This window comes from Ideonella alba, from assembly GCF_018069875.1.
In the GTDB taxonomy this organism is placed as follows: domain Bacteria; phylum Pseudomonadota; class Gammaproteobacteria; order Burkholderiales; family Burkholderiaceae_C; genus Ideonella; species Ideonella alba.
In genome coordinates this window covers 227,448-249,769 of the sequence record NZ_JAGQDF010000008.1, presented here as the reverse complement: position 1 = coordinate 249,769, position 22,322 = coordinate 227,448, and the positions used below count along the sequence as shown (strand labels likewise).

General features: G+C 71.3%; 24 protein-coding genes. 10 read left to right on the top strand and 14 right to left on the bottom strand.

Annotated elements, in window-relative coordinates:
* The 5 genes from KAK07_RS15495 to KAK07_RS15475 form a co-directional block, all read right to left on the bottom strand.
* On the bottom strand, positions 1 to 623 hold a 623-nt coding region (locus tag KAK07_RS15495), incomplete at its 3' end, for a branched-chain amino acid ABC transporter substrate-binding protein (RefSeq protein ID WP_210861720.1).
* Positions 624 to 777: 154 nt separating this feature from the next.
* Positions 778 to 1,491, bottom strand: coding sequence for an ABC transporter ATP-binding protein (locus tag KAK07_RS15490; RefSeq protein ID WP_210861718.1), 714 nt, complete (start codon positions 1,489 to 1,491; stop codon positions 778 to 780).
* 17 nt (positions 1,492 to 1,508) lie between these two features.
* Positions 1,509 to 2,276, bottom strand: a complete 768-nt coding sequence (locus KAK07_RS15485; protein ID WP_210856938.1) for an ABC transporter ATP-binding protein — start codon at positions 2,274 to 2,276, stop codon at positions 1,509 to 1,511.
* Positions 2,277 to 2,289: 13 nt separating this feature from the next.
* Positions 2,290 to 3,375 carry a branched-chain amino acid ABC transporter permease gene (locus KAK07_RS15480; protein ID WP_210861716.1) on the bottom strand — a complete coding sequence of 362 codons (1,086 nt, stop codon included), beginning with the start codon at positions 3,373 to 3,375 and terminating at the stop codon, positions 2,290 to 2,292.
* Between the two features lie 26 nt (positions 3,376 to 3,401).
* Positions 3,402 to 4,331, bottom strand: a complete 930-nt coding sequence (locus KAK07_RS15475) for a branched-chain amino acid ABC transporter permease (RefSeq protein WP_210856936.1) — start codon at positions 4,329 to 4,331, stop codon at positions 3,402 to 3,404.
* Positions 4,332 to 4,601: 270 nt separating this feature from the next.
* Here KAK07_RS15475 and KAK07_RS15470 point away from each other — a divergent pair, with 270 nt between their 5' ends.
* Both KAK07_RS15470 and KAK07_RS15465 read left to right on the top strand, forming a co-directional pair.
* A complete protein-coding gene (locus tag KAK07_RS15470; RefSeq protein ID WP_210861714.1) occupies positions 4,602 to 6,437 on the top strand; it encodes a sensor histidine kinase in 1,836 nt (611 codons plus the stop codon).
* Positions 6,430 to 7,770 (top strand): sigma-54-dependent transcriptional regulator, encoded by a 1,341-nt coding sequence (locus KAK07_RS15465; protein ID WP_210856934.1) that lies wholly within the window; start codon positions 6,430 to 6,432, stop codon positions 7,768 to 7,770. Before KAK07_RS15470 ends, KAK07_RS15465 begins: the two co-directional genes overlap by 8 nt.
* A gap of 36 nt (positions 7,771 to 7,806) precedes the next feature.
* On the opposite strand, the gene KAK07_RS15460 is transcribed toward KAK07_RS15465, so the two are convergent.
* Positions 7,807 to 8,136, bottom strand: coding sequence for a hypothetical protein (locus tag KAK07_RS15460; protein ID WP_247664383.1), 330 nt, complete (start codon positions 8,134 to 8,136; stop codon positions 7,807 to 7,809).
* Between the two features lie 35 nt (positions 8,137 to 8,171).
* Complete coding sequence (locus KAK07_RS15455; protein WP_210861712.1) at positions 8,172 to 8,834, bottom strand: DUF2242 domain-containing protein; 663 nt, start codon at positions 8,832 to 8,834, stop codon at positions 8,172 to 8,174.
* Positions 8,835 to 8,929: 95 nt separating this feature from the next.
* Here KAK07_RS15455 and KAK07_RS15450 point away from each other — a divergent pair, with 95 nt between their 5' ends.
* The gene (locus KAK07_RS15450; protein WP_210861710.1) at positions 8,930 to 9,541 is read left to right on the top strand and encodes a tRNA-uridine aminocarboxypropyltransferase; all 612 of its coding nucleotides are present in this window, start codon (positions 8,930 to 8,932) and stop codon (positions 9,539 to 9,541) included.
* A gap of 144 nt (positions 9,542 to 9,685) precedes the next feature.
* Complete coding sequence (locus KAK07_RS15445; protein WP_210856931.1) at positions 9,686 to 10,234, top strand: MarR family winged helix-turn-helix transcriptional regulator; 549 nt, start codon at positions 9,686 to 9,688, stop codon at positions 10,232 to 10,234.
* Here KAK07_RS15445 and KAK07_RS15440 read toward each other — a convergent pair.
* The gene (locus KAK07_RS15440) at positions 10,176 to 11,495 is read right to left on the bottom strand and encodes a chloride channel protein (protein ID WP_210861709.1); all 1,320 of its coding nucleotides are present in this window, start codon (positions 11,493 to 11,495) and stop codon (positions 10,176 to 10,178) included. The two genes, KAK07_RS15445 and KAK07_RS15440, sit on opposite strands and share 59 nt — an antisense overlap.
* A gap of 57 nt (positions 11,496 to 11,552) precedes the next feature.
* On the opposite strand from KAK07_RS15440, the gene KAK07_RS15435 reads away from it, so the two are divergent.
* The 3 genes from KAK07_RS15435 (at position 11,553) to KAK07_RS15425 (ending at position 14,572) form a co-directional block, all read left to right on the top strand.
* Positions 11,553 to 12,332 (top strand): fumarylacetoacetate hydrolase family protein, encoded by a 780-nt coding sequence (locus tag KAK07_RS15435; RefSeq protein WP_210861706.1) that lies wholly within the window; start codon positions 11,553 to 11,555, stop codon positions 12,330 to 12,332.
* Entirely contained in the window at positions 12,329 to 13,909 is a 1,581-nt protein-coding gene (locus KAK07_RS25810) for a mechanosensitive ion channel family protein (RefSeq protein ID WP_210861705.1), read from the top strand. The genes KAK07_RS15435 and KAK07_RS25810 overlap by 4 nt, the downstream gene beginning before the upstream one ends.
* 90 nt (positions 13,910 to 13,999) lie before the next feature.
* Positions 14,000 to 14,572 carry a hypothetical protein gene (locus KAK07_RS15425; protein ID WP_210856927.1) on the top strand — a complete coding sequence of 191 codons (573 nt, stop codon included), beginning with the start codon at positions 14,000 to 14,002 and terminating at the stop codon, positions 14,570 to 14,572.
* A gap of 1 nt (position 14,573) precedes the next feature.
* Here KAK07_RS15425 and scpC read toward each other — a convergent pair whose 3' ends face one another.
* Complete coding sequence (gene scpC / locus KAK07_RS15420) at positions 14,574 to 16,079, bottom strand: succinyl-CoA:acetate CoA-transferase ScpC (RefSeq protein ID WP_210861703.1); 1,506 nt, start codon at positions 16,077 to 16,079, stop codon at positions 14,574 to 14,576.
* Positions 16,080 to 16,221: 142 nt separating this feature from the next.
* Here scpC and KAK07_RS15415 point away from each other — a divergent pair, with 142 nt between their 5' ends.
* Positions 16,222 to 16,569, top strand: a complete 348-nt coding sequence (locus tag KAK07_RS15415; RefSeq protein ID WP_210856925.1) for an ArsR/SmtB family transcription factor — start codon at positions 16,222 to 16,224, stop codon at positions 16,567 to 16,569.
* Entirely contained in the window at positions 16,566 to 17,063 is a 498-nt protein-coding gene (locus KAK07_RS15410; RefSeq protein WP_210856924.1) for an ArsI/CadI family heavy metal resistance metalloenzyme, read from the top strand. The genes KAK07_RS15415 and KAK07_RS15410 overlap by 4 nt, the downstream gene beginning before the upstream one ends.
* Before the next feature lie 24 nt (positions 17,064 to 17,087).
* Here KAK07_RS15410 and arsA read toward each other — a convergent pair whose 3' ends face one another.
* The 5 genes from arsA to KAK07_RS15385 all read right to left on the bottom strand — a co-directional run bounded on the left by arsA (position 17,088) and on the right by KAK07_RS15385 (position 21,144).
* A complete protein-coding gene (gene arsA, locus KAK07_RS15405; protein ID WP_310740741.1) occupies positions 17,088 to 18,839 on the bottom strand; it encodes an arsenical pump-driving ATPase in 1,752 nt (583 codons plus the stop codon).
* Positions 18,840 to 18,841: 2 nt separating this feature from the next.
* On the bottom strand, positions 18,842 to 19,207 hold the full coding sequence (arsD, locus tag KAK07_RS15400; protein WP_210856923.1) for an arsenite efflux transporter metallochaperone ArsD: 366 nt from the start codon (positions 19,205 to 19,207) through the stop codon (positions 18,842 to 18,844).
* A gap of 67 nt (positions 19,208 to 19,274) precedes the next feature.
* Positions 19,275 to 20,306: an ACR3 family arsenite efflux transporter gene (arsB, locus tag KAK07_RS15395; protein ID WP_210861701.1), complete on the bottom strand. Its 1,032-nt coding sequence runs from the start codon at positions 20,304 to 20,306 to the stop codon at positions 19,275 to 19,277.
* Between the two features lie 13 nt (positions 20,307 to 20,319).
* Positions 20,320 to 20,820, bottom strand: a complete 501-nt coding sequence (locus tag KAK07_RS15390; RefSeq protein WP_210856921.1) for an arsenate reductase ArsC — start codon at positions 20,818 to 20,820, stop codon at positions 20,320 to 20,322.
* Positions 20,821 to 20,823: 3 nt separating this feature from the next.
* Positions 20,824 to 21,144, bottom strand: coding sequence for an ArsR/SmtB family transcription factor (locus KAK07_RS15385; RefSeq protein ID WP_210861699.1), 321 nt, complete (start codon positions 21,142 to 21,144; stop codon positions 20,824 to 20,826).
* Positions 21,145 to 21,211: 67 nt separating this feature from the next.
* On the opposite strand from KAK07_RS15385, the gene KAK07_RS15380 reads away from it, so the two are divergent.
* Positions 21,212 to 22,297 carry an acyltransferase family protein gene (locus KAK07_RS15380; protein WP_210861697.1) on the top strand — a complete coding sequence of 362 codons (1,086 nt, stop codon included), beginning with the start codon at positions 21,212 to 21,214 and terminating at the stop codon, positions 22,295 to 22,297.
* The last annotated feature ends 25 nt before the right edge of the window (positions 22,298 to 22,322 follow it).

Here is a 22,322-nt window from a genome sequence, read left to right as displayed (position 1 = left end):
TCGGTCGCCTTGTCGTTGGTGAACTCGCGCTTGGCGATGGCACCGCCCTTGCCCTTGACACCCTTCTCGAACTCGTCAGCCACGCCCTGGCCGTAGGCGGTGCGGTCGTCGATCACGGCAATGACCTTGCCCTTGAGCTGCTCAACGGCATAACGGCCCAGCGTGCCACCCAGGTGCACGTCATCGGCCACCACGCGGAAGGTGGTCTTGTAGCCCTGGCGGGTGAACTTGGGGTTGGTGGCCGACGGGCTGATCTGCGGAATGCCGGCGTCGGAGTAGACCTTGGAGGCGGGGATCGAGGTGCCCGAGTTCAGGTGGCCCACCACGCCGTTGACCTTGCTGTCGACCAGCTTCTGGGCAGCGGCGGTGCCTTGCTTGGGATCGCCCGCGTCGTCTTCAGCCAGCAGCTCGAACTTGGCCTTCTTGCCGCCGATCATCACGCCCTTGGCATTGAGCTCGTCGATCGCCATGCGCGCGCCGTTCTCGTTGTCCTTGCCCAGGTGGGCGATGGCGCCGCTGGTCGGGCCGACGTGGCCGATCTTGACGACCATGTCCTGGGCGAAGGCCACGCCCACCGAAACCATCAGCAGCGCACCAGCGCTCAGCTTCCATTGCGACTTCATCAGCTGTCTACTCCTGCATAGGAAGCCACCTGCCCTGCGCCGGCTGGCTCGCTGCGGTGCAGGGCACGCCCCACACCGCAGCGGACCGCCGGACCGGGGTGCGCGGGCGGCTCACCCCAGGACTGGCAGCGGGAAACCCGCTCAAGCCAAATGCTTACTCGCCCAGATAGGCCTCGCGCACGCGCGGGTCGTGCAGCAGGGCCTTGGCCTCGCCACTCATCGTGACCAGGCCCGAATCCATCACATAGCCGCGGTCGGCCAGGCTCAGCGCGCGGCTGGCGTTCTGCTCCACCAGCAGCATGGTCACGCCCTGCTTGTGGATGGTCTCGACCACCTCGAAGATCTTGTCCACCATGATGGGCGACAGGCCCATGCTGGGCTCGTCGAGCAGCAGCACCTTGGGGCGGGCCATCAGCGCGCGGCCCATGGCCAGCATCTGCTGTTCACCGCCGCTCATCGTGCCGGCCAGCTGTTCGGCGCGCTCCTTCAGGCGGGGGAAGATGCCGAAGACCTTCTCGATGTCGGCATCGATCTCGTCGTCGTCGCGGTTGTACGCGCCCATCTGCAGGTTCTCGACGATGGTCATGCGGGTGAAGGTGCCGCGGCCCTCGGGGATCATCACCAGGCCCTGGCGCGCCAGGTCCCAGGCGCCCTGGCCCTTGATCGGCTTGCCGAGGTATTCGATGTCGCCCATCGCCACAGGCTGCAGGCCGGTCACGGCCTTGAGCGTGGTGGTCTTGCCGGCGCCGTTGGCGCCGATCAGGCTGACCAGTTCGCCCTCGTGCACTTCGAAGTCGATGCCCTTGACGGCCTGGATGCCGCCATAGGCGACCTTGAGACCGCGGACCTTGAGCAGAGTTGCTGCCATGTTCGTGTTGCTCCTGCTCAATGCTGACCGGCGCCGAGGTAGGCCTCGATCACCTTCTCGTTCTTCTGCACCTCGGCCGGCGTGCCTTCGGCGATCTGCTTGCCGTAGTCCAGCACGGTCACGCGGTCGCACAGGCCCATCACCAGCTTCACGTCATGCTCGATCAGCAGGATGGTGCGGCCGTCCTTGCGGATGCGGTCGATCAGCTCGCGCAGCACCACCTTCTCGGTAGCGTTCATGCCGGCGGCGGGCTCGTCCAGCGCGATCAGCTTGGGGTCGGTGGCCAGGGCGCGGGCGATCTCCAGGCGGCGCTGGTCGCCGTAGCTGAGGGTGCGCGCCTTGTACTCGGCATAGCGGCCGATGCCCACGTAGTCCAGCAGCTGCTGGGCGCGGTCACGGATGGCGGCTTCCTCGGCCTTGAAGCCGGGGGTGCGGAACACCGCACCCAGCAGGCCCGAGCCGGTGCGCACATGGCGGCCGACCATCACGTTCTCGATGGCGGTCATCTCGGCGAACAGCCGGATGTTCTGGAAGGTGCGCGCAATGCCCTGCTTGGCCACCTCGTGGACCGCGGTGGGGCTGTAGGGCGCGCCGCCCAGCTCGAACGTGCCGCCATCGGGCGTGTACAGACCGGTGATGACGTTGAAGAAGGTGGTCTTGCCGGCGCCGTTCGGGCCGATCAGGCCGTACACCTGGCCGGCGTTGATCTGCATGTTCACGTCGGACAGCGCCTGCAGGCCGCCGAATCGCTTGGAGGCCCCCTGGACCTTGAGTACCGTCGTCATGGGTGGGTGCTCCTTACTTGGTGACCTGCGGCGCGGCCTTGCCGTGCTCGGGGCTGGGCCACAGACCGCGCGGACGCGCCAGCATGATGGTGATCATCGCCAGCGCCACCAGCAGCTGGCGCAGGATGGCGGCGTCCAGGCGGCCGTCGGTCATCTGCTGCAGCGGGCCGGCCACATAGCGCAGCACCTCGGGCAGCGCGGCCAGCAGCAGCGCACCCAGGATCACGCCGGGGATGTGGCCCAGGCCGCCCAGCACGATCATCGCGACGATCATCACCGACTCCATCAGCGTGAACGACTCGGGCGAGACGAAGCCCTGGAACGACGCGAACATCGCCCCCGACACGCCGCCGAAGGTGGCGCCCATGCCGAAGGCCAGCAGCTTCAGGTTGCGGGTGTTCAGGCCCATGGCCTTGGCGGCGATCTCGTCCTCGCGGATGGCCATCCAGGCGCGGCCGATGCGCGAATCCGCCAGGCGCAGGCACACCAGCACCGAGCCCACCACCAGCGCCAGGAACAGCCAGTAGTACAGCGTGACCGAGGGCAGCGTGTGGCCGAACAGTTCCAGCGGCTTGCCGAAGTCGACCGGCCCGATCTGGATCGGGTCGATCTGGCTCAGGCCGCGCGGGCCGTTGGTGATGTTGATCGGGTACTCCAGGTTGTTCATGAACACCCGGATGATTTCGCCGAAGCCCAGGGTCACGATCGCCAGGTAGTCACCGCGCAGCTTCAGTGTGGGCGCACCCAGGATCACGCCGGCCATGCCGGCCAGCAGCGCCGCCAGCGGGATCACCAGCCAGATCGGCGTGTGCAGGCCGTTGGGGAAGGTGTTGCGGAACCACTCGAAGTTCTCGCCCAGGTGCGGGCTGGCCATCAGTGCGTAGAGGTAGGCCCCCACCGCATAGAAGGCCACGTAGCCCAGGTCGAGCAGGCCGGCGTAGCCCACCACGATGTTCAGGCCCAGGGCCAGCAGCACGTACAGCAGGGCCAGCGCCATGATGCGCACCCAGCCCTGGCCGAGAGGGGCCACGAACACCGGCAGCACCACCAGCAGGGCGCCGGCCACCAGGAACAGCACCAGCTTGGTCTGTTTGCTCATGTCTTCAAACATCTTGTCTCCCTCGGTCAGGCGCGGTCAGCCACGCGTTCGCCCATCAGGCCGGACGGCCGCAGCGTCAGCACCAGGATCAGCACCAGGAAGGCGAAGATCTCGACGTACTGGCTGCCGAACACGCCACCGGTCAGGTCGCCCAGGTAGCCGGCGCCGATGGCTTCGATCAGGCCCAGCATCACGCCGCCGACCATCGCGCCGGTCAGGTTGCCGATGCCGCCGAACACCGCCGCGGTGAAGGCCTTCAGGCCGGGCAGGAAGCCCATCGAGTGCTGCACCGTGCCGTAGTTCAGCGCCCACATGATGCCGGCCAGCGCGGCCAGCGTGGCGCCGATCACGAAGGTGGCCGAGATCACGAAGTCGGGCTTCACGCCCATCAGGCTCGCCACCTTGGGGTTCTCGGCGGTGGCACGCATCGCGCGGCCCAGCTTGGTCTTGTTGACCAGCCACAGCAGCGCGGCCAGCACCACCACCGTGGTCACCAGGATCAGGATCTGGGTGATCGTGATCACCGGACCATCCGCCCACAGGAAGAAGACCTCGGTGGGCAGCAGCGGCGGGAAGGGCTTGGGATTGGGCTTCCAGACGATCATCGCCAGCGTCTGCAGCAGCAGACTCATGCCCATCGCGGTGATCAGCGGTGCCAGCCGCGGCGCACTGCGCAGCGGCCGGTACGCGACCTTCTCGATGATGAAGTTCAGTGCCGAGGCCACCACCACCGCACAGGGCAGCGAGATGAGCAGCAGCGCCCAGCCCGGCAGTCCCGAGTCGGCCAGCAGCGTGACCACGGTCCAGGACACCATGGCCCCGACCATCAGGATCTCGCCATGGGCGAAGTTGATCAGCGAGATGATCCCGTACACCATCGTGTAGCCCAGCGCGACCAGCGCATACATGCTGCCCAGCACCAGACCGTTGATGATTTGTTGAACGAAGATGTCCATCGGACCCCTTGAAGCGCCACGGCGCCGGTTTGCGATGGCGTGATTCATTGCACGGCCCGTGCCAGTCGCGCCGCGCACCGCGATGGTTCAGGGAAAGCCCCGAGGGTTTGGAGGTGAATCGGACCGGACACGACCCCGCCAGCCCTGTGCCGGTGCGGCCACGCCCCCCCGGGGTGCGGGTCGAGGGCGGAAATCCGCACTCGCCCCCCAGGCTCCAGTGCGAAGGTCCGCACTCAGCGGCATGGCGGCGGCAAGGCACACTAGCGGGCGATGCCCGGCCTCAGTGACCTGCCCCCGCCTTCCGCCACCCGCTGGCTGCGCCCCCTGGTGTGGGCCCTGCTGCTGGCCGCACCGATGGGCCTGGGCAGCCTGCTGGCCTTCAACCTGAACGAGCGCGCCGGCCTGGCGCAGCTGGTGGCGGTCAGCAACGAGCGGCTGGAGCTGTACGCGGCCACGCTGGACGCCGAGCTGCGCCGCTGCGCCTTCGTGCCCGGGCTGGTGGCGGGCGACGCCGACGTGCGCGCGCTGCTGGCCGCGCCGCAGGACGAGGACCTGCGGCGGCGCGCCGCCAGCACGCTGGCGCGCATCGGCGTGCGCTCGGGCGCCAGCCTGGTGGTGGTGGCCGACGCTGCCGGCCGCCCGCTGGCCAGCAGCCACGGCGCCAGCGCGCCGCTGCCGGCCACCGCGCTGCGGGCACTGCAGGACGAGGCCAGCGACTACTTCGTGGCCAACCCGCTGGATGGCTCCACCGACTTCGTCTACCTGCTGCCGGTGGCGCCCGGCGGCGAGGCCCTGGGCCGGGTGCTGGTGGTGCTGAACCTGGCGCCGCTGGAGGCCACCTGGATCGACCTGGGCCTGCGCTCGCAGAGCGAGCGGCTGCTGGTGGTGGACGAGCGCCAGGTGGCGGTGCTGTCGTCGGTACCGGCCTGGAAGTACCGCCGGATGGACGACGCCGAGGTGGCCGACCCGGCGCGCTACCCCGGGGCCGCGCTGGCCTCGCTGCGCCTGCCGGTGCAACGCCTGCTGGACGCCGGGGCCACGCTGGTGCGCGCGCCCGATCCAGCCGACCCGCAGCGCGAGACGCCCTTCGTGGCGCAGGAACGCCCGATCGTGCCGCTGGCCGCCCGCCTGCTGGCGCTGTCCGACCCGTCGGACGTCTGGCGCCAGGCGCGCCAGGCCGCCTGGGCCGGCGCCGCGGTGGGCGCGCTGCTGGGCGGGCTGGTGCTCTACCTGCTGCAGCGCCGCCGCGCCATGCGCCAGCTGCTGCAGGCGCGCAATGCGCTGCAGTCGGCCCACGACCAGCTCGAGCAGCAGGTGGACGAGCGCACCGCCGAGCTGCTGAGCGCCAACGACGAGCTCAAGCGCCAGATCGCCCAGCGCGAGCTGGCCGAGGACGAGCTGATGCAGGCCGGCAAGATGGCGGTGCTGGGCCAGATGTCAGCCGGCATCTCGCACGAGATCAACCAGCCGCTGACCGCGCTGCGCGCGCTGTCACGCAATGCGCTGCGGCTGCTCGAGGGCGGGCGCCAGCAGGCCGTGGCCGACAACCTGCGCAGCATCGACGAGATGGCCGAGCGCATGGGCCGCATCGTCAACCAGCTCAAGTCCTTCGCCCGCAAGGACAGCCTGCATGCCCAGCCGGTGCCGCTGGAGCGCGCCGCGCGCAACGTGCTGCTGATGCTGGAGCACCGCCTGCACCACGAGCCGGTGACGGTGGACCTGGACGTGCCCGAGGACCTGCAGCTGCGCGCCGACGCCACCCGGCTGGAGCAGGTGCTGCTGAACCTGTGCGGCAATGCGCTGGACGCGCTGGCCGGCCGGCCGCAGGCGCGCATGACGGTGCTGGGCCGGCCGCTGGGCCCCCTGGGTGAGCGGGTGCTGGTGCAGGTGATCGACAACGGCCCCGGCGTGGACGAGGCGGCCATGGCCCGCCTCTTCGAGCCCTTCCACACCACCAAGCCGGCTGGCGAGGGCCTGGGCCTGGGTCTGGTGATCTCGTCGAAAATCGTCGGCGAGATGGGCGGGTCGCTGCGTGCGCACCGCGGTGCGGCGGGCGGCATGGTGTTCGAGTTCGACCTGCCGGGAACGGAAGACAGTCATGTTTGAAGGCTTCAAGGTCCTCTTCGTCGAGGACGACCCGCCGGTGCGTGCCAGCCTGGTGCAGACGCTGGAGCTCTCGGGCCTGGAGGTGCAGGCCTTCGGCACCGCCGAGCAGCTGCTGCCGCAGCTGTCCGCCGGCCTGCCGGCCATCGTCATCACCGACGTGCGCCTGCCCGGCATGGACGGCCTGACGCTGCTCGAGCGCATCAAGACCATCGACCCCGAGATGCCGGTGGTGGTGGTGACCGCGCATGGCGATGTGTCGATGGCGGTGCGGGCGATGCGCGCGGGCGCCTACGACTTCATCGAGAAGCCCTTCTCGCCCGAGCGCTTCGTGGAAACCGCCACCCGCGCGCTGGAGCGCCGCATGATGCGCGTGGCGCTCGATGAGCTGCGCGAGCAGCTGGCCGAGCGCAGCGGCATTGAATCCGTGCTGCTGGGCCAGTCGGCGGCGATGCAGGAGGTCAAGCGCATGATCCTGCGCCTGGCCGCCACCTCGGCCGACGTGATGATCCACGGCGAGACCGGCACCGGCAAGGAGGTGGTGGCGCGCTGCCTGCACGACCACAGCCCGCGCCGCGACCGCCATTTCGTGGCCATCAACTGCGGCGGCCTGCCCGACACCCTGCTCGACAGCGAGCTCTTCGGCCACGAGGCCGGCGCCTTCACCTCGGCCGCCAAGCGCCGCATCGGCCGCATCGAGCATGCCAACGGCGGCACGCTGCTGCTCGACGAGATCGAGTCGATGCCGATGCCGATGCAGATCAAGCTGCTGCGCATCCTGCAGGAGCGCCGGCTGGCGCGGCTGGGCTCGAACGAGGAGCTGCCAGTCAACCTGCGGGTGGTGGCCGCCACCAAGTACGACCTGCTGACGCTGTCCGAACAGGGACGCTTTCGCGCCGACCTGTACTACCGGCTGAACGTGGCGGTGCTGCGCCTGCCGCCGCTGCGCGAGCGGCGCGAGGACATCCCGCTGCTGTTCACCCACTTCGTGCGCGCCGCGGCCGAGCGCTACGGCATGCCGCCGCCCGAGCCCAGCGCCGAGCGCCTGCGCGAGCTGATGGCGCACGACTGGCCCGGCAATGTGCGCGAGGTGCGCAATGCGGCCGACCGCTTCGTGCTGGAGGGCGAGGCCTCACCCCTGCCTGGCGCCGACGAGCGCACGCCGGTGGTGCCGCTGGCGCAGCAGATGGAGCGCGTCGAGAAGGCGCTGATCGAGCAGGCGCTGCGGCGCTGCCAGGGCCGGATGCAGGACGTGATGCAGCAGCTGGGCACGCCCAAGAAGACGCTCTACGACAAGCTGCACCGCCACGGGATCGACCCCGAGCGCTTCCGCTGATGAGCGGCCTGTCGCCCTGCCGGTAGGGTTGCGGTCCTAGGCAGCGGCGCGCTGCAGCGCCTGGCGCGCCGCCTGCTCGGCCGCCAGCGCGGCGTCGAGCGGGTGCCGGCACAGTCCGGCGTGCTCGTAGTGGCTGTTCTCGTACAGGTCACTCAGCACCGGGAAGGCGTGCAGCAAGGTGTCCAGCGCCGGGCCGGGGGCGGCCGCGTCCAGCAGGGTGCGCGCCTGCTGGGCCAGCGCACGGTACTGCTGGGGCGCCATCGGCTGCCCGCCCGCCTCGAAGCGCTGCAGCAGCGCGGCGGTGACCACCAGCGGCTGCCATTCGATCGGCAGCCGCAGAACCTGGGAAGAAGAGGTGTCGGCCATGATGCTGCTGCAGGTGGCGGCAGCGTGGCCGGATTTCAAGAGGCGGCGGACGCGGGGGTGGAGGCGGCCGCCGCAGGGGTTGCCGTTGGGGCCGCCGTCGGGGCCGACGCCGGCCGGGCGGGCGCGGCCATCGGCGGTGGCTCGATCAGCGGCGCCGCGGCGGCGTCCTCCGAGGCGTCCTCGAGGTAGCGCTGCATCAGCGCGAAGAAGCGGTCGTAGAAGGGGCCGGCGGGGATGGTCTCGCTGGCCACCTTGACCAGCGAGTCGTCGGTGGAGGCCACCGGGATCGACAGGCTGCCCAGCGCGCCCACGCCCAGGCTGGCGGAGTTGGAGCTCTTCTTCAGCGCATAGCGGTCCTGGATCGCGCTGACGAAGGCGGTGGCGATGCGGCCGCCGCGGCCCTCGGGCAGGCAGGCGATGTTGAAGGTGATCTGCATGTGCACCTCGCCGTCGGGCTGGAAGCTCTTGCTGCCAGCCACGCTGTCGGCACGCTGGCTGCCGATCAGGTAGCCCTGGCTGAGCAGCGCGCGTCGCGCGGCCTCGCAGGTGACGGCCACCGGGGCGTCGAAGAGGCGCGAATAGGTCTCGGTGGTCTCGAAGCCCTCGCGCTGGTAGACCGAGACCTTCTTGGTCTCGCGCGTGGCGCAGCCAGCCAGCGTGGCCAGCATCAGCAGAGCGATCAGGGGGGTCAGGCGCATGCGGGAAGAGGGTCTTTCGGGGACATCGGTGCACAACGCCGCCGGGCGGCGGCCGGAGGACGCGACGGGCGGCCCGGGCGTGCGATTATCTCCGCGTGAGCCCGCCCGCCCTTGCCCGCCGCACGGTCTGCCCGCGCTGCCACCGCCCCGGCAGCACCTGCCTGTGCGCGCTGGCCTGCCCCACCGCGCACCGCAGCGAGGTGCTGGTGCTGCAGCATCCGCAGGAGCAGCGCCAGGCCAAGAACAGCGTGGCGCTGCTGCGGCTGTCGCTGGCGCAGTGCGAGGTAGTGGTGGGCGAGCGCTTCACCGACGCGCAGCTCGCCGCGCTGCTGCACCGGCCCGGCCGCGTCACCCGGCTGCTCTACCCGGACGTGTCCGCCGCGCCGGCGCCCGCGGGGCCGGCGCGCGGCGCCGACGAGCACACGCGCCTGGTGGTCATCGACGCCACCTGGCGCAAGAGCCTGCGCCTGCTGCTGGAACACCCCGTGCTGGCGGCACTGCCACGGCTGGCGCTGGCGACGCCGCCGCCCACGCGCTACCGGGCGATCCGCGCGGCGCGCCGGCCCGACCAGGTCTCGACGCTGGAGGCCACGGTGCAGGCGCTGGCGCAGCTCGATGGCGCGTCCTTCGACGGCGCGCCGCTGCTGGCCGCGTTCGACCGCTTCGTCGAACGCGAAGCCAGGCGCCGGGAGCCGCCCGCTGGCTAGCAGCCGCACGGTGCCGGGTCTGACCTGGGTGCCACATCCATTCGGCGGCCGGTCGACCCACCGGGTCCTGGGGCCCGCTGGCCGTGAGCGCCGCAGGCGACACCGGTCGGGCCCCACGTCCTGAGCGGGACCTATCATCACCGGATGGCCGGCCGTCCTGCTCCTGTTCCCGTCGATTCGCAGGCCGCGGCGCGCGTGCTGCGGCGGTTTCGCGCAGTGTTCAACGCCGTGAAGCGCCATTTCCAGCAGGTGGAGCGCCAGGCCGGGATCGGTGGTGCCCAGCTGTGGGCGCTGAGCGTGGTGCAGGCCCAGCCCGGCATCGGGATCAGCGGGCTGGCACGGGCCATGGACATCCACCAGACGACGGCCAGCAATCTGGTCAAGGGATTGATCGCCCAGCAACTGATGGCGACTGACCGCGACCCCGAGGACGGCCGCGCGGTGCGCTTGCGCCTGCTGCCGGCGGGCGGCGCTGTGCTGGCGCGAGCGCCCGGCCCCTTCAGCGGCGTGCTGCCCGAGGCCCTGTCCGGTCTGGAGGCACAGACCCTGGCGCGCCTGGACCACGACCTGGGCCTGCTGCTGGCGCGGCTGGAGCCGGCCCGCAATGCGGGCGCCATTCCGCTGGCCGAGCTGGTCAGCCCGGCAGGCGCGCCCGCTGCGCCTCGGCGAGGCCGGCGTACAAAGGCCGGGTGACCAGGCGAGAGACGCCGCTGGCCACCAGCGCGCAGGCCATCAGGCTGAGCACCATCTGGTGGCCATCCACCATCTCCATGACGATGATGAAGGCGGTCAGCGGCGCCTGGGTGGCCGCGGCCAGGAAGCCGGCCATGCCCAGTGCGATCAGGCCGGGCTCACCCGCGTGGCCGCTGAGCACCGCGACATTGCTGCCTAGCGCCGCACCAATCGCCAGTGAGGGGGCAAAGATGCCCGCCGGCACGCCGGACCAGGCGGTCCACCAGGTGGCCACGAATTTCAGCAGCACGTAGACCAGCGGCACGGCCACCGCGCCTTCCAGCAAGGCCTTGGTCGACGCATAGCCACTGCCCCAGCTGAGGCCGTCGCTGGCCAGGCCGATGACCGCCACGCCCAGGCCGCAGGCCCCGGCGAAGATCACCGGCTGACGCGCCCGCCAACGGTTCAGCGGCCCCTGGCTCTGGCCGGCCAGCGAGGCCAGCAACAGGCGCGCGAACAGTCCGCCGGCCAGGCCCGCGGCCACCGCCACCGCCAGGGCCGGCCACAGCATCGCCCAGCCAAAGGCGCCGGGATGGATGACGCCGAAATAGGTCAGGTTGCCGAACACCGACACCGCCATCAGGCCCGACAGCACGATGGCCGACACCAGCAGGCCGCTGCTGCGGTGTTCGGGCGAGCGCGCCAGTTCCTCGATCGCGAACATCACGCCAGCCAGCGGCGCATTGAACGCGGCCGCGATGCCGCCGGCCCCGCCCGCCACCAGCAGCGCGCGCGGCGTGACCCCGCTGCGCTCGGGCAGCCAGCGGGCGAATGCGGCCATCACCCCGGCACCGACCTGGACCGAGGGGCCCTCGCGCCCCACCGACAGCCCGCCCAGCAGGCCCGCCGCGGTGAGCACGATCTTGGCCAGCGCCAGGCGCAGGTCGACGAACAGTCCGCGGCGTGCCTCGTCAACCTCCGGTCGCAGTGCGGCCATCACCTGCGGAATGCCCGAACCGGCGGCCCCGGCAAACCAGCGCCGGGTGACCCAGACGATGCCTGCGGTCAGCACAGGCGTCCACAGCAGGGGCAGCCACCAGGACCACCGCGACAGGTGGGCAAAGGCCGACAAGGCCTCTTCGGTCAGCCAGGTGAAGGCGACCACCGCCAGGCCCGAGGCCACCGCGGCCAGCAGCACCACGCCGCGGGTCCACCATCGGCGCCAGTCGGACGCTTCGCGGTGCAGACGGGCCAGCAGACGGGGAGGTGGTTGCAATCGCATGGGCCGTCGGATTGTCGCCCTCTCGTGTGAGGGCGGGGCCGGGTAGCATCGCAGCCCATGCACCCCACCCAGGCTGCCCTGCGCGACGCCCTGCTGGCCGCCCGGCGACAGCATCGCGCGCTGGACCCCGCGCCGCACTGGTCGCTGGCCGTGCCCGACGCCGACACCGCGCAGGCGCTGCAGCAGGCCCAGGGCGTGGCGCTGGGTGAGTGGGCCCCCGACGGCCTGCCGGGGTACTGGAAGAGCGGCAGCGCGGCGTGCGATGTGCCGCTGGTGCACGCGCCGCTGCTGCCCTCGGGCGTGCACGCGCCGGGCGCCGATCTGCGCGCCCAGACCTGGCTGCTGCAGCCGCCGCTGGTCGAGGCGGAGATCGCGCTGCGCCTGGGCCAGCCGGTGGATGCCGCCACGGCACAGCGCCTGCATCCCGACGAGGCGCCTGCACTGGTCGATGCCCTGGCGGTGGCGATCGAGGTGGTCGACAGCCGCTGGCGCGACCTGGCCCACACGCCGCCGCTGCTGAAGCTGGCGGACTTCCAGGTGCATGGCGCGCTGGTGCTGGGCCCTTGGCAGCCCTGGCGCGCGATCGACTGGTCGGCGCAGGCGGGCTGGCTGCGCTGTGGCGATGCCGCACCCATCGCCTTTCGGGGTAGCCACCCGCTGGGCACGCCGACCTGGTTGCTGCCGGGCTGGCTGCGGTACCTGACGCGCCATGGCGCCACCGTGCCCGCTGGCACCGTGGTCACCACCGGCGCCTGGTGCGGTGGCGTGCCGGTGTCCCGTGGCCAGCACGTGCTGGCGCATTTCGACGGCCTGGGCGAGGTGGAGATGTGGCTGTGATCGGCCGCTGCCTGACGCTGCGGGCCTGCCTGGTGCTGCTGACCTGGCTGGCGGGCGGTGTGGTTCCGGCCGCGGCCGCCGAGCCGCAGGAACTGCGGCTGTTCAACCGCCCGGTGGCCGAGTTGCGGGCACCGCAAGGCGGCTTGGAGCCGGCCGAGCGGGTCAGCCGGGCCCAGCGACGCTTCCAGGCGCTGGATGCCGCCGCTCTGGCCGGCGAGGTGCTGGCCCGGCCCGTGCCACAGGCCGAAACGCCAGCCTACCTGCTGAGCGTGGGCGAGCAGCCGGTGTTCACGCTGCAGGCCAGTGACCTCGACCCTGAGGAACACCTGGGCCTGTCCACCGCCGCCGAACGCGCGCGCCACCGCCTGGTCGACGCCGTGCAGGCCCGCCGCGCCCAGGCCGACCCGGCCCTGTGGTGGCGCGGTGGCGCCGTGGTGGCGGGTGTGCTGCTGCTGTGGGGTCTGGGCGGCTGGGGCCTGGCGCGGCTGTACGGCTTCTGCCACGACCGCGGCGACGCCGCGCGCTTGCGCCGCGACGGCGGCCGCAGCGCCTACCTGCGCCTGATCGGCTGGCGTCTGGGCGCCGCCGCCTGCTGGCTGGTGGCCGCCGGCGGCCTGTGGGTGGGCACGATGGCCGCGCTGGCCGCCTTCCCCTGGACCCAGCCCTGGAGCCAGCAGGTCGCCGCCTTCGTGCAGCAATTGGGGGGCTGGGCGGTGGCCGGCATGCTGGGCGCGATTCCCGGCCTGCTGACGGTGGCGCTGGTGATGGTGCTGGCCCGCGCGGTGCATGAGGGCCTGGGCCTGCTGTTCCGCCAGGTGCAGGAGGGCCGCCTGCGGCTGCCGCTGCTGCACGCCGAGACCGTCGGTGCGACACGCCGCCTGACGGCGGTGCTGGTCTGGGGTCTGGCGCTGGCCGCCGCCTACCCCTACCTGCCTGGTTCGGGCACCGAGGCTTTCAAGGGCCTGAGCGTGCTGCTGGGCGTGATGGTCACGCTGGGTTCCAGCGGCGTGGTGACGCAGCTGATGAGCGGCCTGGTGGTGGTCTATTCACGCAGCCTGCGCAAGGGCGACTTCGTCGCGGTGGGCAGCACCGAGGGCGTGGTCAGCGAGGTGGGGGCGCTGGCGGTGAAGCTGGTGACGATGCGCAACGAAGAGGTGACGCTGCCGCACAGCCTGCTGACCAGCCAGCCGATCCGCAACTATTCCAAGCTGGCGGGCACCCAGGGCACGCTGCTGAGCACCACGGTGTCGGTGGGCTACGACGCGCCCTGGCGCCAGGTGCACGCGCTGCTCACCGAGGCCGCCCACGCCACGCCCGGCGTGCGTGCGGAGCCGGCCGCCTTCGTGCACCAGCGCGCGCTGAACGACTTCTACGTGGTCTACGAGCTCTTCGCCCACATCGACCAGCCCCTCGAGCGGGTGGCCATCCTGTCGGCGCTGCACGCCGCCATCCAGGACGCCTTCAACCGCCATGGCGTGCAGATCATGTCGCCGCACTTCCTGGCCCAGCCCGAGCAGCCGGTGGTGGTGCCGCCGGCGCGCTGGTGGACCCCGCCGGCGCGGCCACCCGAGGGTTGAGACCCTGTCCAGCCGCTGCTGCATTGGTAATATCCAGTTGCATTTGCAATCTGATGTTCCTCAATGCGCCCGGCGCGAATCGGAGACTCCATGAAACTGGGAATCAAGTCACTGGCCACGCTGGCCGCCACCCTGCTGCTCTCGCTGGCGGCGAGCGCGGCCACGCTGAGCCTGCCGTCCACCGGCGTCGATGCCTCGGGGGTGAAGCTGCCCGGTGGCCAGGACGATCCGCACTGGACCATCGTCAAGGGCCCGCGCATCAAGCAGCCCAAGCCCGCGGTGGTGATGAGCACCTCGGTGGACTACGGCTATGCGCAGTCCGAGACCGCCGAATGGGTCTGGGCCAAGCAGGATGGCCTGGCCGGCCTGCGGCCCTACACCTTCGAGATCCGGTTCACGCTGCCGGTCGGCGCCACCAAGGCCACGATCACCGGCCGCTGGGCGGTGGACGACATCGGCACCATCTACCTCAATGGCCGAAAGGCCGCCGGCACCGGCACCGCGCTGTCCACGCCGGCGGACACCAACTACCTGCAGTTGAATGACTTCACCGTCACCAAGGGTCTGGTGGAAGGCGAGAACATCCTGCAGTTCGTGGTGCAGGACCTGGGCACGCCAGGCGGCCTGGTGGTCGATTCGCTGCTGGTGCAGTACCGCCGCTGAGTCACATCCGGCCGTCGGCCAGGTAGCGCTGGTGCCATGACAAGGCCTCACCCAGCAGGTGGGGCGTGTGCAGGCCTGGCGCGCCGCGGCAGGCGCGCTGGTAGTAGTCGTTCAGGGCCGGGCGGTAGTCCGGGTGGGCGCAGCGCTCGATGATCAGCGCCGCGCGCTTCTTGGGGCTCAGGCCGCGCAGATCGGCCAGGCCCTGCTCGGTGACGATCACCTGCACGTCGTGCTCGGTGTGGTCGACATGGCTGACCATCGGCACGATGCAGCTGATGCGCCCGCCCTTGGCGGTGCTGGGCGTCATGAACACGCTCAGGTAGGCGTTGCGGGCAAAGTCGCCCGAGCCGCCGATGCCGTTCATGATCGAGCTGCCCATCACGTGGGTGGAATTGACGTTGCCGTAGAGGTCGGCCTCGATCATGCCGTTCATCGCGATCAGGCCCAGGCGGCGGATCAGCTCGGGGTGGTTGCTGATCTCCTGCGGGCGCAGCAGCAGGCGACCGCGGTAGCTGGCCAGGTCGGCGTTCAGCCGCGCCAGCGCCTCGCTGCTGAGCGAGAAGGCGGTGGCCGAGGCACTCTTGAGCGTGCCGCTCTCCAGCATTTCCAGCATGCCGTCCTGCAGCACCTCGGTGAAGGCGGACAGGCCCTGGAACGGGCCATTGTTCAGCCCCGCCAGCACCGCGTTGGCGATGTTGCCCACGCCGCTCTGGATCGGCAGCAGTTCGGGCGGCAGCCGGCCGGCCTTGACCTCGTGCTGCAGGAACTCGATCAGGTGGGCGGCGATGGCCAGCGAGGTCTCATCGGGCGCGCTGAAGGCGGTCTGGCGATCGGGGTGGTCGGTCTCGACCACCGCCACCACCTTGGCCGGGTCGATGCGGAAGTAAGGCTCGCCGATGCGCTGCTCGGGGCGGGTCAGCGGAATCGGCTGGCGGTGCGGCGGCAGCGCGGTGCCGTAGTAGATGTCGTGCAGGCCGTCGAGCGCCGGGTTCTGCCAGGCATTGACCTCCAGGATGATCTTGTCGGCCTGGTCCAGCCAGGTCTTGTTGTTGCCCACGCTGGACGAGGGCACCAGACGGCCGTCCTCCAGCACGCCCGAGACTTCGACCACCGCGGTGTCGAGCTTCCCGAAAAAGCCGAACCAGGCGTACTGCGCGACATGCGACAGGTGCAGGTCGATGTAGTCCATGTCGCCGTGGTTGATGCGGTCGCGGCAGGCCGGGTCGCTCTGGTAGGGCAGGCGCAGGTCCACGCCGTTGGCGCGGGCCAGCGCGCCGTCCAGCTCCGGCGCGGTGGAGGCCCCGGTCCACATGCCGATCTTGAAGGGCTGGCCGGCGGCGTGCGCCGCGTCCATGCGCCGGGCCAGGGCCAGCGGCACCGTCTTCGGATGGCCGGCGCCGGTGAAGCCGCTCATGCCGACGTGGTCGCCGTCGTGGATCAGGGCGGCGGCCTCGTCGGCGCTCATCAGGCGGTCGTGCAGCGCGCGGTTGAGGATGCGGGAAGACATCGATGGAGGTGAACGATCGTTCGGGAAGCTGGCGATTGTCGCCGACAGCCTAGGGTTTACCCTTTATTGATCGCGCCTGATCGAGGGAATAGGCCTGACATCCCCGCTTGCACCAACTCTGTATTTCCAGTATTCTGGAATTATGGATGAACAAGACGTGCTGCGCGCCCTGGCCGCGCTGGCCCAGCAACACCGGCTGCGGGCCTTCCGCGCGCTGGTGGTGGCCGGCCCTGACGGGCTCAACCCCGGCGTGCTGGCCGAGGCCCTGGGCATCCCGCCCAACACCCTGTCCTTCCACCTGAAGGAGCTGTCGCAGGCCGGCCTGGTGCAGGCCACCCGCGACGGCCGCAGCCTGGTCTACCGCGCCGCCTACGAACGCATGGACGCGCTGCTGTCCTTCCTCACCGCCCACTGCTGCGCCGGCGCCGCCGATGCCTGCTGTGCCGCCGTCCCCCCAGCGACCCTGCTCACCACCCCGGAGACCCCATGAAGCGCTTCCATGTCCACCTGCACGTGCAGGACCTGAACGCCAGCATCGCCTTCTACTCGCGCCTGTTCGCCGCCCAGCCGGCGCGCGTCGAGGGCGACTACGCCAAGTGGATGCTCGACGACCCGCGCATCAACTTCGCCATCTCCACCCGCGGCCACGCGCCCGGCATCGACCACCTGGGCTTCCAGGCCGACAGCGCCGAGGAGCTGGCCGAGCTGCGCGCCCGCGCCGAGGCCGCCGACGCGCCGCTGCTGGACGAAGGCGCCACCACCTGCTGCTACGCGCGCAGCGACAAGCACTGGGTGACCGACCCGCAGGGCATCGCCTGGGAGCATTACCACACGCTGGGCGACATCCCGGTCTTCAGCGAGGCCCGGGCGGCCACGGCCGAGTCGGCCTGCTGCGCACCGAAGGCCGAGGCCGCGCCGGTGGCGCGCGGCAAGCCGATCGGCATCCCGGTGGCCGCCGCCGGCCCGAAGTCGTCCTGCTGTTGAGGCGGGCGGCGCGTCGCCGAGGGCTCAGCGCGCCGCCAGGGCCGCCAGCGCGTCGGGGCCCACCGGGGCCTCGCACTGCCAGGGCAGCAGCGCCGCGCGGTGCGCCGCGCGGTGCAGCACCTGGGCGATGAACGGCGCCTCGCGCGCCGCGCGGTCGGCCAGCACCGCGTCGGCGGTGCCACTGGCCAGCAGGCTCTGGTTGATGACCCAGGCGAAGGGTTCGATGCCGGCGCGCCGCAGCTCCTGCTGCAGGTGCTCGGCCTCGTGCGCCGGCGTGGCCTCGGGCAGGGTGACGATCAGCACCCGCGTGTAGGCCGGGTCGCGCAGCCGCGGCAGCAGCTGGCGCACGGCCTCGGGCAGCTCGCCCTGGTTGCGCAGCACCTCGCGGTGGTAGGCCTCGGCGGCGTCCATCAGCAAAATGGTGTGGCCGGTGGGCGCGGTGTCGAGCACGACGAAACGGCCCTGGGCCTGCGCCACGGTGGCGGCAAAGGCGTGGAAGACCGCGATCTCCTCAGTGCAGGGCGAGCGCAGGTCCTCGTCGAGCAGCGCGCGCGCCGCGGCGTCCAGACCAGCACCGGCGCGCGCCATCACCGCCGCGCGGTAGCGCGCGACTTCGGCCGCCGGGTCGATGCGCTTCACCTGCAGGCCCGGCACCGCGCCGGCCAGCGCGCCTTCCAGATGCGCGGCGGGGTCGGTGGTGGACAGCAGCACCGGGTGGCCGCGCCGCGCCAGCGCCACCGCCAGCGCCGCCGCCACCGTGGTCTTGCCCACGCCGCCCTTGCCCATGGTCATCACCAGGCCATGGCCGCCGGCCTCGATCTCGGCCAGCAATGGCGCCAGGCCACCGGGCAGTTCGACGGATTCCGCGACCGCCACGGATTCGACCTGTGCCACCGGATGCAGAAAGGCCCGCAGCGCCGCCAGGCCCACCAGGCCGCGCGAGATGAAGCCGGTCTCGCTGCGCGGCAGCGCGGCCAGTCCGGCGGGCATCGCCGCCAGTGCGGCCTGCTGGCGTGCCGCCATGGCCTGCGCCACGGCATCGGCACTGGGTGCCTGCAGCCATCCGTTGAGCGCCAGCGCCAGCGTGCGCACGCCCAGGTCGGCCAGTTCGTGGCGGGTGCGCTCGGCCTCGCGCAGCGCGGCGGTGTCGGGGCGGGCCACCAGGACCACGGTGGTCAGCGCGGGATCGGTCAGTGCCGCCAGCGCCTGGGCGTACAGCGCGCGCTGCGCCGCCAGGCCCGACAGCGGCCCCAGACAGGACGTGCCGCTGCGGTTGTCCTGCAGGAAGCCGCTCCAGGCCGAAGGCAGGCTCAGCAGGCGCAGCGTGTGGCCGGTGGGCGCGGTGTCGAAGACCACATGGTCGAAGCCCGCCGCCGCGCCCTGGCCGGCCAGCAGCGAGGCAAAAGCGTCGAAGGCGGCGATCTCGACCGTGCAGCTGCCGGAGAACTGCTCCTCCATGCTGCGCAGCGCGGCCTCGGGCAGCACGCCGCGGTAGGGGCCGACCATGCGCTCGCGATACGCGGCCGCCGCAGCCTCGGGGTCGATGTTGAGCGCGCTCAGGCCCGGCACCGCCGTCACCGGCGTGGGGTCGCCGCTCAGCGGGGTTTCCAGCACCTCGTCGAGGTTGGAGGCCGGGTCGGTGCTGACCAGCAGCACGCGCCGGCCGGTCTCGGCCAGCCGCCAGGCGGTGGCACAGGCCAGCGAGGTCTTGCCGACGCCGCCCTTGCCGGTGAAGAACAGGCAGCGGGTGTCGGCCTGCGGCAGCCGCGGCGCCACGCTCAGCACTGGCCGGGGGCGCAGCCGCAGGCGCCCAGCTTGATGTGCGGCTTGTCGGCGCTGGCGATGGGCAGGCCCAGCAGGCGCATCATCTGCAGCTTGCCGGGGTAGACGCCGGTGGAGGCGATGCGGCCATCGACCACGACGATCGGCAGCCGCTCCACACCGGCCTGCAATTCGCGCAGCACCTCGGGGTGGGCCGCGAAGGCCTGCGGCGCATGGCTCAGGCTGTGGCGCTGCACGGTCACACCGGCTTCGGCCAGCGCCTGCAGGTCGGCGCCGAACTGGGCCAGCACCGGGTCCACCTCCACGCCGCAGACCCCGCTGGGGCAGCACATCGCGGGCTCGAAAACGTCCAGTGTGCTCATCGTGTCTCCTGGTGGTGGACCTTCATCTTGCGCCTGCCCGCGCCGCCGGCCTTGATCCCGCGCAGGTTCAGCGCGCGGCGCCGGCGGCCTCGTACCAGCCCTTGCTGCGGTTGACCCAGCGCACCACCAGCAGCATCACCGGCACCTCGATCAGCACGCCCACCACGGTGGCCAGCGCGGCGCCGGATTCAAAGCCGAACAGGCTGATCGCCGCGGCCACCGCCAGCTCGAAGAAATTGCTGGCACCGATCAGGCAGGACGGCGCGGCCACGCAGTGGGCCTCGCCCAGCCAGCGGTTCAGGCCATAGGCCAGGCCGGCGTTGAACAGCACCTGGATCAGGATGGGCACCGCCAGCATCGCGATCACCAGCGGCTGCGCCAGGATGGCCCGGCCCTGGAACGCGAACAGCAGCACCAGCGTGGCCAGCAGCGCGCCGATCGACCACGGGCCGATGCGCGCCAGCGCGGCGTCAAACGCGGCCTGCCCGCGCGCCAGCAGCGCCCGGCGCAGCCCCTGCGCGATCAGCACCGGCACCACGATATAGAGCACCACCGACACCAGCAGCGTGTCCCAGGGCACGGTGATGCTGGCCAGGCCCAGCAGCAGGCCCACCAGCGGCGCGAAGGCGAACACCATGATCAGGTCGTTGAGCGCCACCTGGCTCAGCGTGAACAGCGGATGGCCATTCGTCAGCCGGCTCCAGACGAAAACCATCGCCGTGCAGGGCGCCGCGGCCAGCAGGATCAGGCCGGCAATGTAGCTGTCCAGCTGATCCGCCGGCAGCCAGGGCGCGAAGACCTGGCGCACGAACAGGCCGCCCAGCAGCGCCATCGAAAAGGGCTTGACCGCCCAGTTGACGAACAGCGTGACGCCGATGCCCTTCCAGTGCGCGCGCACCTGGTGCAGCGCACCGAAGTCGATGCGCAGCAGCATCGGGATGATCATCACCCAGATCAGCGCGCCCACCGGCAGGTTGACCTTCGCGACCTCCATCGCGCCGATCGCCTGCACCGGGCCCGGCAGCACCTGGCCCAGCGCGATGCCCACCACGATGCACAGGGCGACCCAGACGCTCAGGTAGCGCTCGAAGACACTCATCGCGGCCTCCGGCTCAGCTGCGCGCAATGCGCTCGAGGGCCGCCTGCAACTCGGGCCGCGGCAGCGTCGCCAGCGGAAGGTCCAGCAGCTGCAGCATCTTGTAGCCGATCGCCTGGCGGGTCAGCTCAAAGGCGCGCGGCTTGTCGGCCTCGGCGGCGTTGGACGGATCGGGGTAGCCCCAGTGCACCTTCAGCGGCTGCTGGCCGGGGCCGCCGAAGAAGACCGGACAGGTCTCGGCCGCGGCGCTGTCGCACACCGTGATGACGATGGACAGCGGCGGCGCCTCGGGGCCGGTGAACTCGTCCCAGCTCTTGCTGCGGTAGCCGGCGGTGTCCACGCCGGCGGCCTGCAGCGCCTGCAGCGCATAGGGGTTGATGCGGCCGCTGGGCGCGCTGCCGGCGCTGTGGGCCCGCACATCCAGCCCGCGCTGGGCGGCCAGGTGGTTGAGCATGCCCTCGGACAGCACGCTGCGGGCCGAGTTGTGGGTGCACAGGATCAGGACGTGGGTGGTCATAGGTCAGCAGTGGCAGGACGTGGCGGGCAGCGCGCAGGGCACGCCACCGCAGCAGTTGGCGGTGAGAAAGCCCAGCAGCGCGTTCATGCGGTTGAAGTCGGCGCGGTAGATCAGGCGGCGGCCGTCGCGGGTGGCGTCGACCAGGCCGGCGTGGGTCAGCGCCTTCAGGTGAAAGGACAGCGTGGCCGCCGGCATGCCCAGTTGCTCGGCCAGCACGCCGGGCGTCAGCCCTGCGGGCCCGGCCACCACCAGGGCGCGGAAGGCCGCCAGCCGGTTGGGCTGGGCCAGCGCGGCCAGCAGCGGGACGGCGTCTTTGTTTTCCATCCTTCCATTATCGTGAAACTGTTTGACGATTCGGTGACAGGCCACGGCGAGGCCACAATCGCCGCCCATGCCCCACGCCCTGCCCGGACTTGACCTGCTGCGCGCCGTGGCCATCGTCTGGGTGATGCTGTTCCACTCCTGGATCGTCGGCGGCCTGGGGCCCGACTGGTCCTGGCTGTCGCGCCACGGCTGGATGGGCGTGGACCTGTTCTTCGTGCTCAGCGGCTACCTGATCGGCGGGCAGGTGCTGGCGGCGTTGGGGCGCGATGGGCGGCTGTCGCTGACGGGCTTCTACCGCCGCCGCGCCTGGCGGATCCTGCCGGCTTACCTGGCCACGCTGGCGCTGTACCTGGCATGGCCGGACTTCCGCGAGGCACCCGGGATGGAGCCGGCCTGGAAGTTCCTGAGCTTCACCGTCAATCTGTCGATCGACTACAACGCCAGACAGGCCTTCTCGCACGCCTGGTCGCTGTGTGTGGAGGAGCATTTCTACGCCCTCTTCCCGCTGATCGCGCTGGCGCTGTGGCGCTGGGGATCGGCGCGCAGCGCGTTGGCGCTGGGGCTGGGGCTGCTGCTGGGCGGCATCGCGTTGCGCGCGGCGCTGTTCCAGCACGGGCAGGCCACCGACCCGGAGATGACGCGCAACTGGTTCCTCGAGGACCTGTACTACCCCAGTTGGTGCCGGCTCGACGGCCTGCTGTGCGGCGTGGTGCTGGCCGCGGTGCAGCAATGCCGGCCCCACTGGTGGCAGCGCGCACGGCGCTGGGCCGACGCCGCGGCGCTGGGAGGACTGGCCACCCTGGGGGTGGCCTTCTGGGTGCTGCAGGAGCGGGTCAGCCTGGCCGGGGTGAGTGTCGGCTGGCCACTGCTGTCGGTGGCGCTGGCCGCGCTGGTGTTCGCCGGTGCCGGTCGCGACAGCCTGATCGGTCGCTGGCAGGTGCCTGGCGCCGGGGCCTTGGCGGCCATCTCGTACAGCCTGTACCTGGTGCACAAGCCGGCCTATCACCTGGTGCAACTGCACGGGGGCGACGCGCTGCAGGGCCGCGGGCTGCTGGCCTTTGCCGCCTATGGCGCAGCGGCGCTGGCGGCTGGCGCCGCGATGTACCTGCTGGTCGAGCGGCCGGGCCTGCGCTGGCGCGATCGCCTGCGCTGACACGATACTTGGGCCCTCGCTGGAG

Coding starts and splice junctions, on each gene's coding strand:
- KAK07_RS15470 (WP_210861714.1), top strand. CDS start 4,602: ATGCCCGGCCTCAGTGACCTGCCCCCGCCTTCCGCCACCCGCTGGCTG.
- KAK07_RS15440 (WP_210861709.1), bottom strand. CDS start 11,495: ATGCGATTGCAACCACCTCCCCGTCTGCTGGCCCGTCTGCACCGCGAA.
- KAK07_RS15465 (WP_210856934.1), top strand. CDS start 6,430: ATGTTTGAAGGCTTCAAGGTCCTCTTCGTCGAGGACGACCCGCCGGTG.
- KAK07_RS15460 (WP_247664383.1), bottom strand. CDS start 8,136: ATGGCCGACACCTCTTCTTCCCAGGTTCTGCGGCTGCCGATCGAATGG.
- KAK07_RS15455 (WP_210861712.1), bottom strand. CDS start 8,834: ATGCGCCTGACCCCCCTGATCGCTCTGCTGATGCTGGCCACGCTGGCT.
- KAK07_RS15480 (WP_210861716.1), bottom strand. CDS start 3,375: ATGAGCAAACAGACCAAGCTGGTGCTGTTCCTGGTGGCCGGCGCCCTG.
- KAK07_RS15435 (WP_210861706.1), top strand. CDS start 11,553: ATGCACCCCACCCAGGCTGCCCTGCGCGACGCCCTGCTGGCCGCCCGG.
- KAK07_RS15425 (WP_210856927.1), top strand. CDS start 14,000: ATGAAACTGGGAATCAAGTCACTGGCCACGCTGGCCGCCACCCTGCTG.
- KAK07_RS15445 (WP_210856931.1), top strand. CDS start 9,686: ATGGCCGGCCGTCCTGCTCCTGTTCCCGTCGATTCGCAGGCCGCGGCG.
- KAK07_RS15485 (WP_210856938.1), bottom strand. CDS start 2,276: ATGACGACGGTACTCAAGGTCCAGGGGGCCTCCAAGCGATTCGGCGGC.
- KAK07_RS15385 (WP_210861699.1), bottom strand. CDS start 21,144: ATGGAAAACAAAGACGCCGTCCCGCTGCTGGCCGCGCTGGCCCAGCCC.
- KAK07_RS15490 (WP_210861718.1), bottom strand. CDS start 1,491: ATGGCAGCAACTCTGCTCAAGGTCCGCGGTCTCAAGGTCGCCTATGGC.
- arsB (WP_210861701.1), bottom strand. CDS start 20,306: ATGAGTGTCTTCGAGCGCTACCTGAGCGTCTGGGTCGCCCTGTGCATC.
- KAK07_RS15475 (WP_210856936.1), bottom strand. CDS start 4,331: ATGGACATCTTCGTTCAACAAATCATCAACGGTCTGGTGCTGGGCAGC.
- arsD (WP_210856923.1), bottom strand. CDS start 19,207: ATGAGCACACTGGACGTTTTCGAGCCCGCGATGTGCTGCCCCAGCGGG.
- KAK07_RS15390 (WP_210856921.1), bottom strand. CDS start 20,820: ATGACCACCCACGTCCTGATCCTGTGCACCCACAACTCGGCCCGCAGC.
- scpC (WP_210861703.1), bottom strand. CDS start 16,079: ATGTCTTCCCGCATCCTCAACCGCGCGCTGCACGACCGCCTGATGAGC.
- KAK07_RS15380 (WP_210861697.1), top strand. CDS start 21,212: ATGCCCCACGCCCTGCCCGGACTTGACCTGCTGCGCGCCGTGGCCATC.
- KAK07_RS15410 (WP_210856924.1), top strand. CDS start 16,566: ATGAAGCGCTTCCATGTCCACCTGCACGTGCAGGACCTGAACGCCAGC.
- KAK07_RS15415 (WP_210856925.1), top strand. CDS start 16,222: ATGGATGAACAAGACGTGCTGCGCGCCCTGGCCGCGCTGGCCCAGCAA.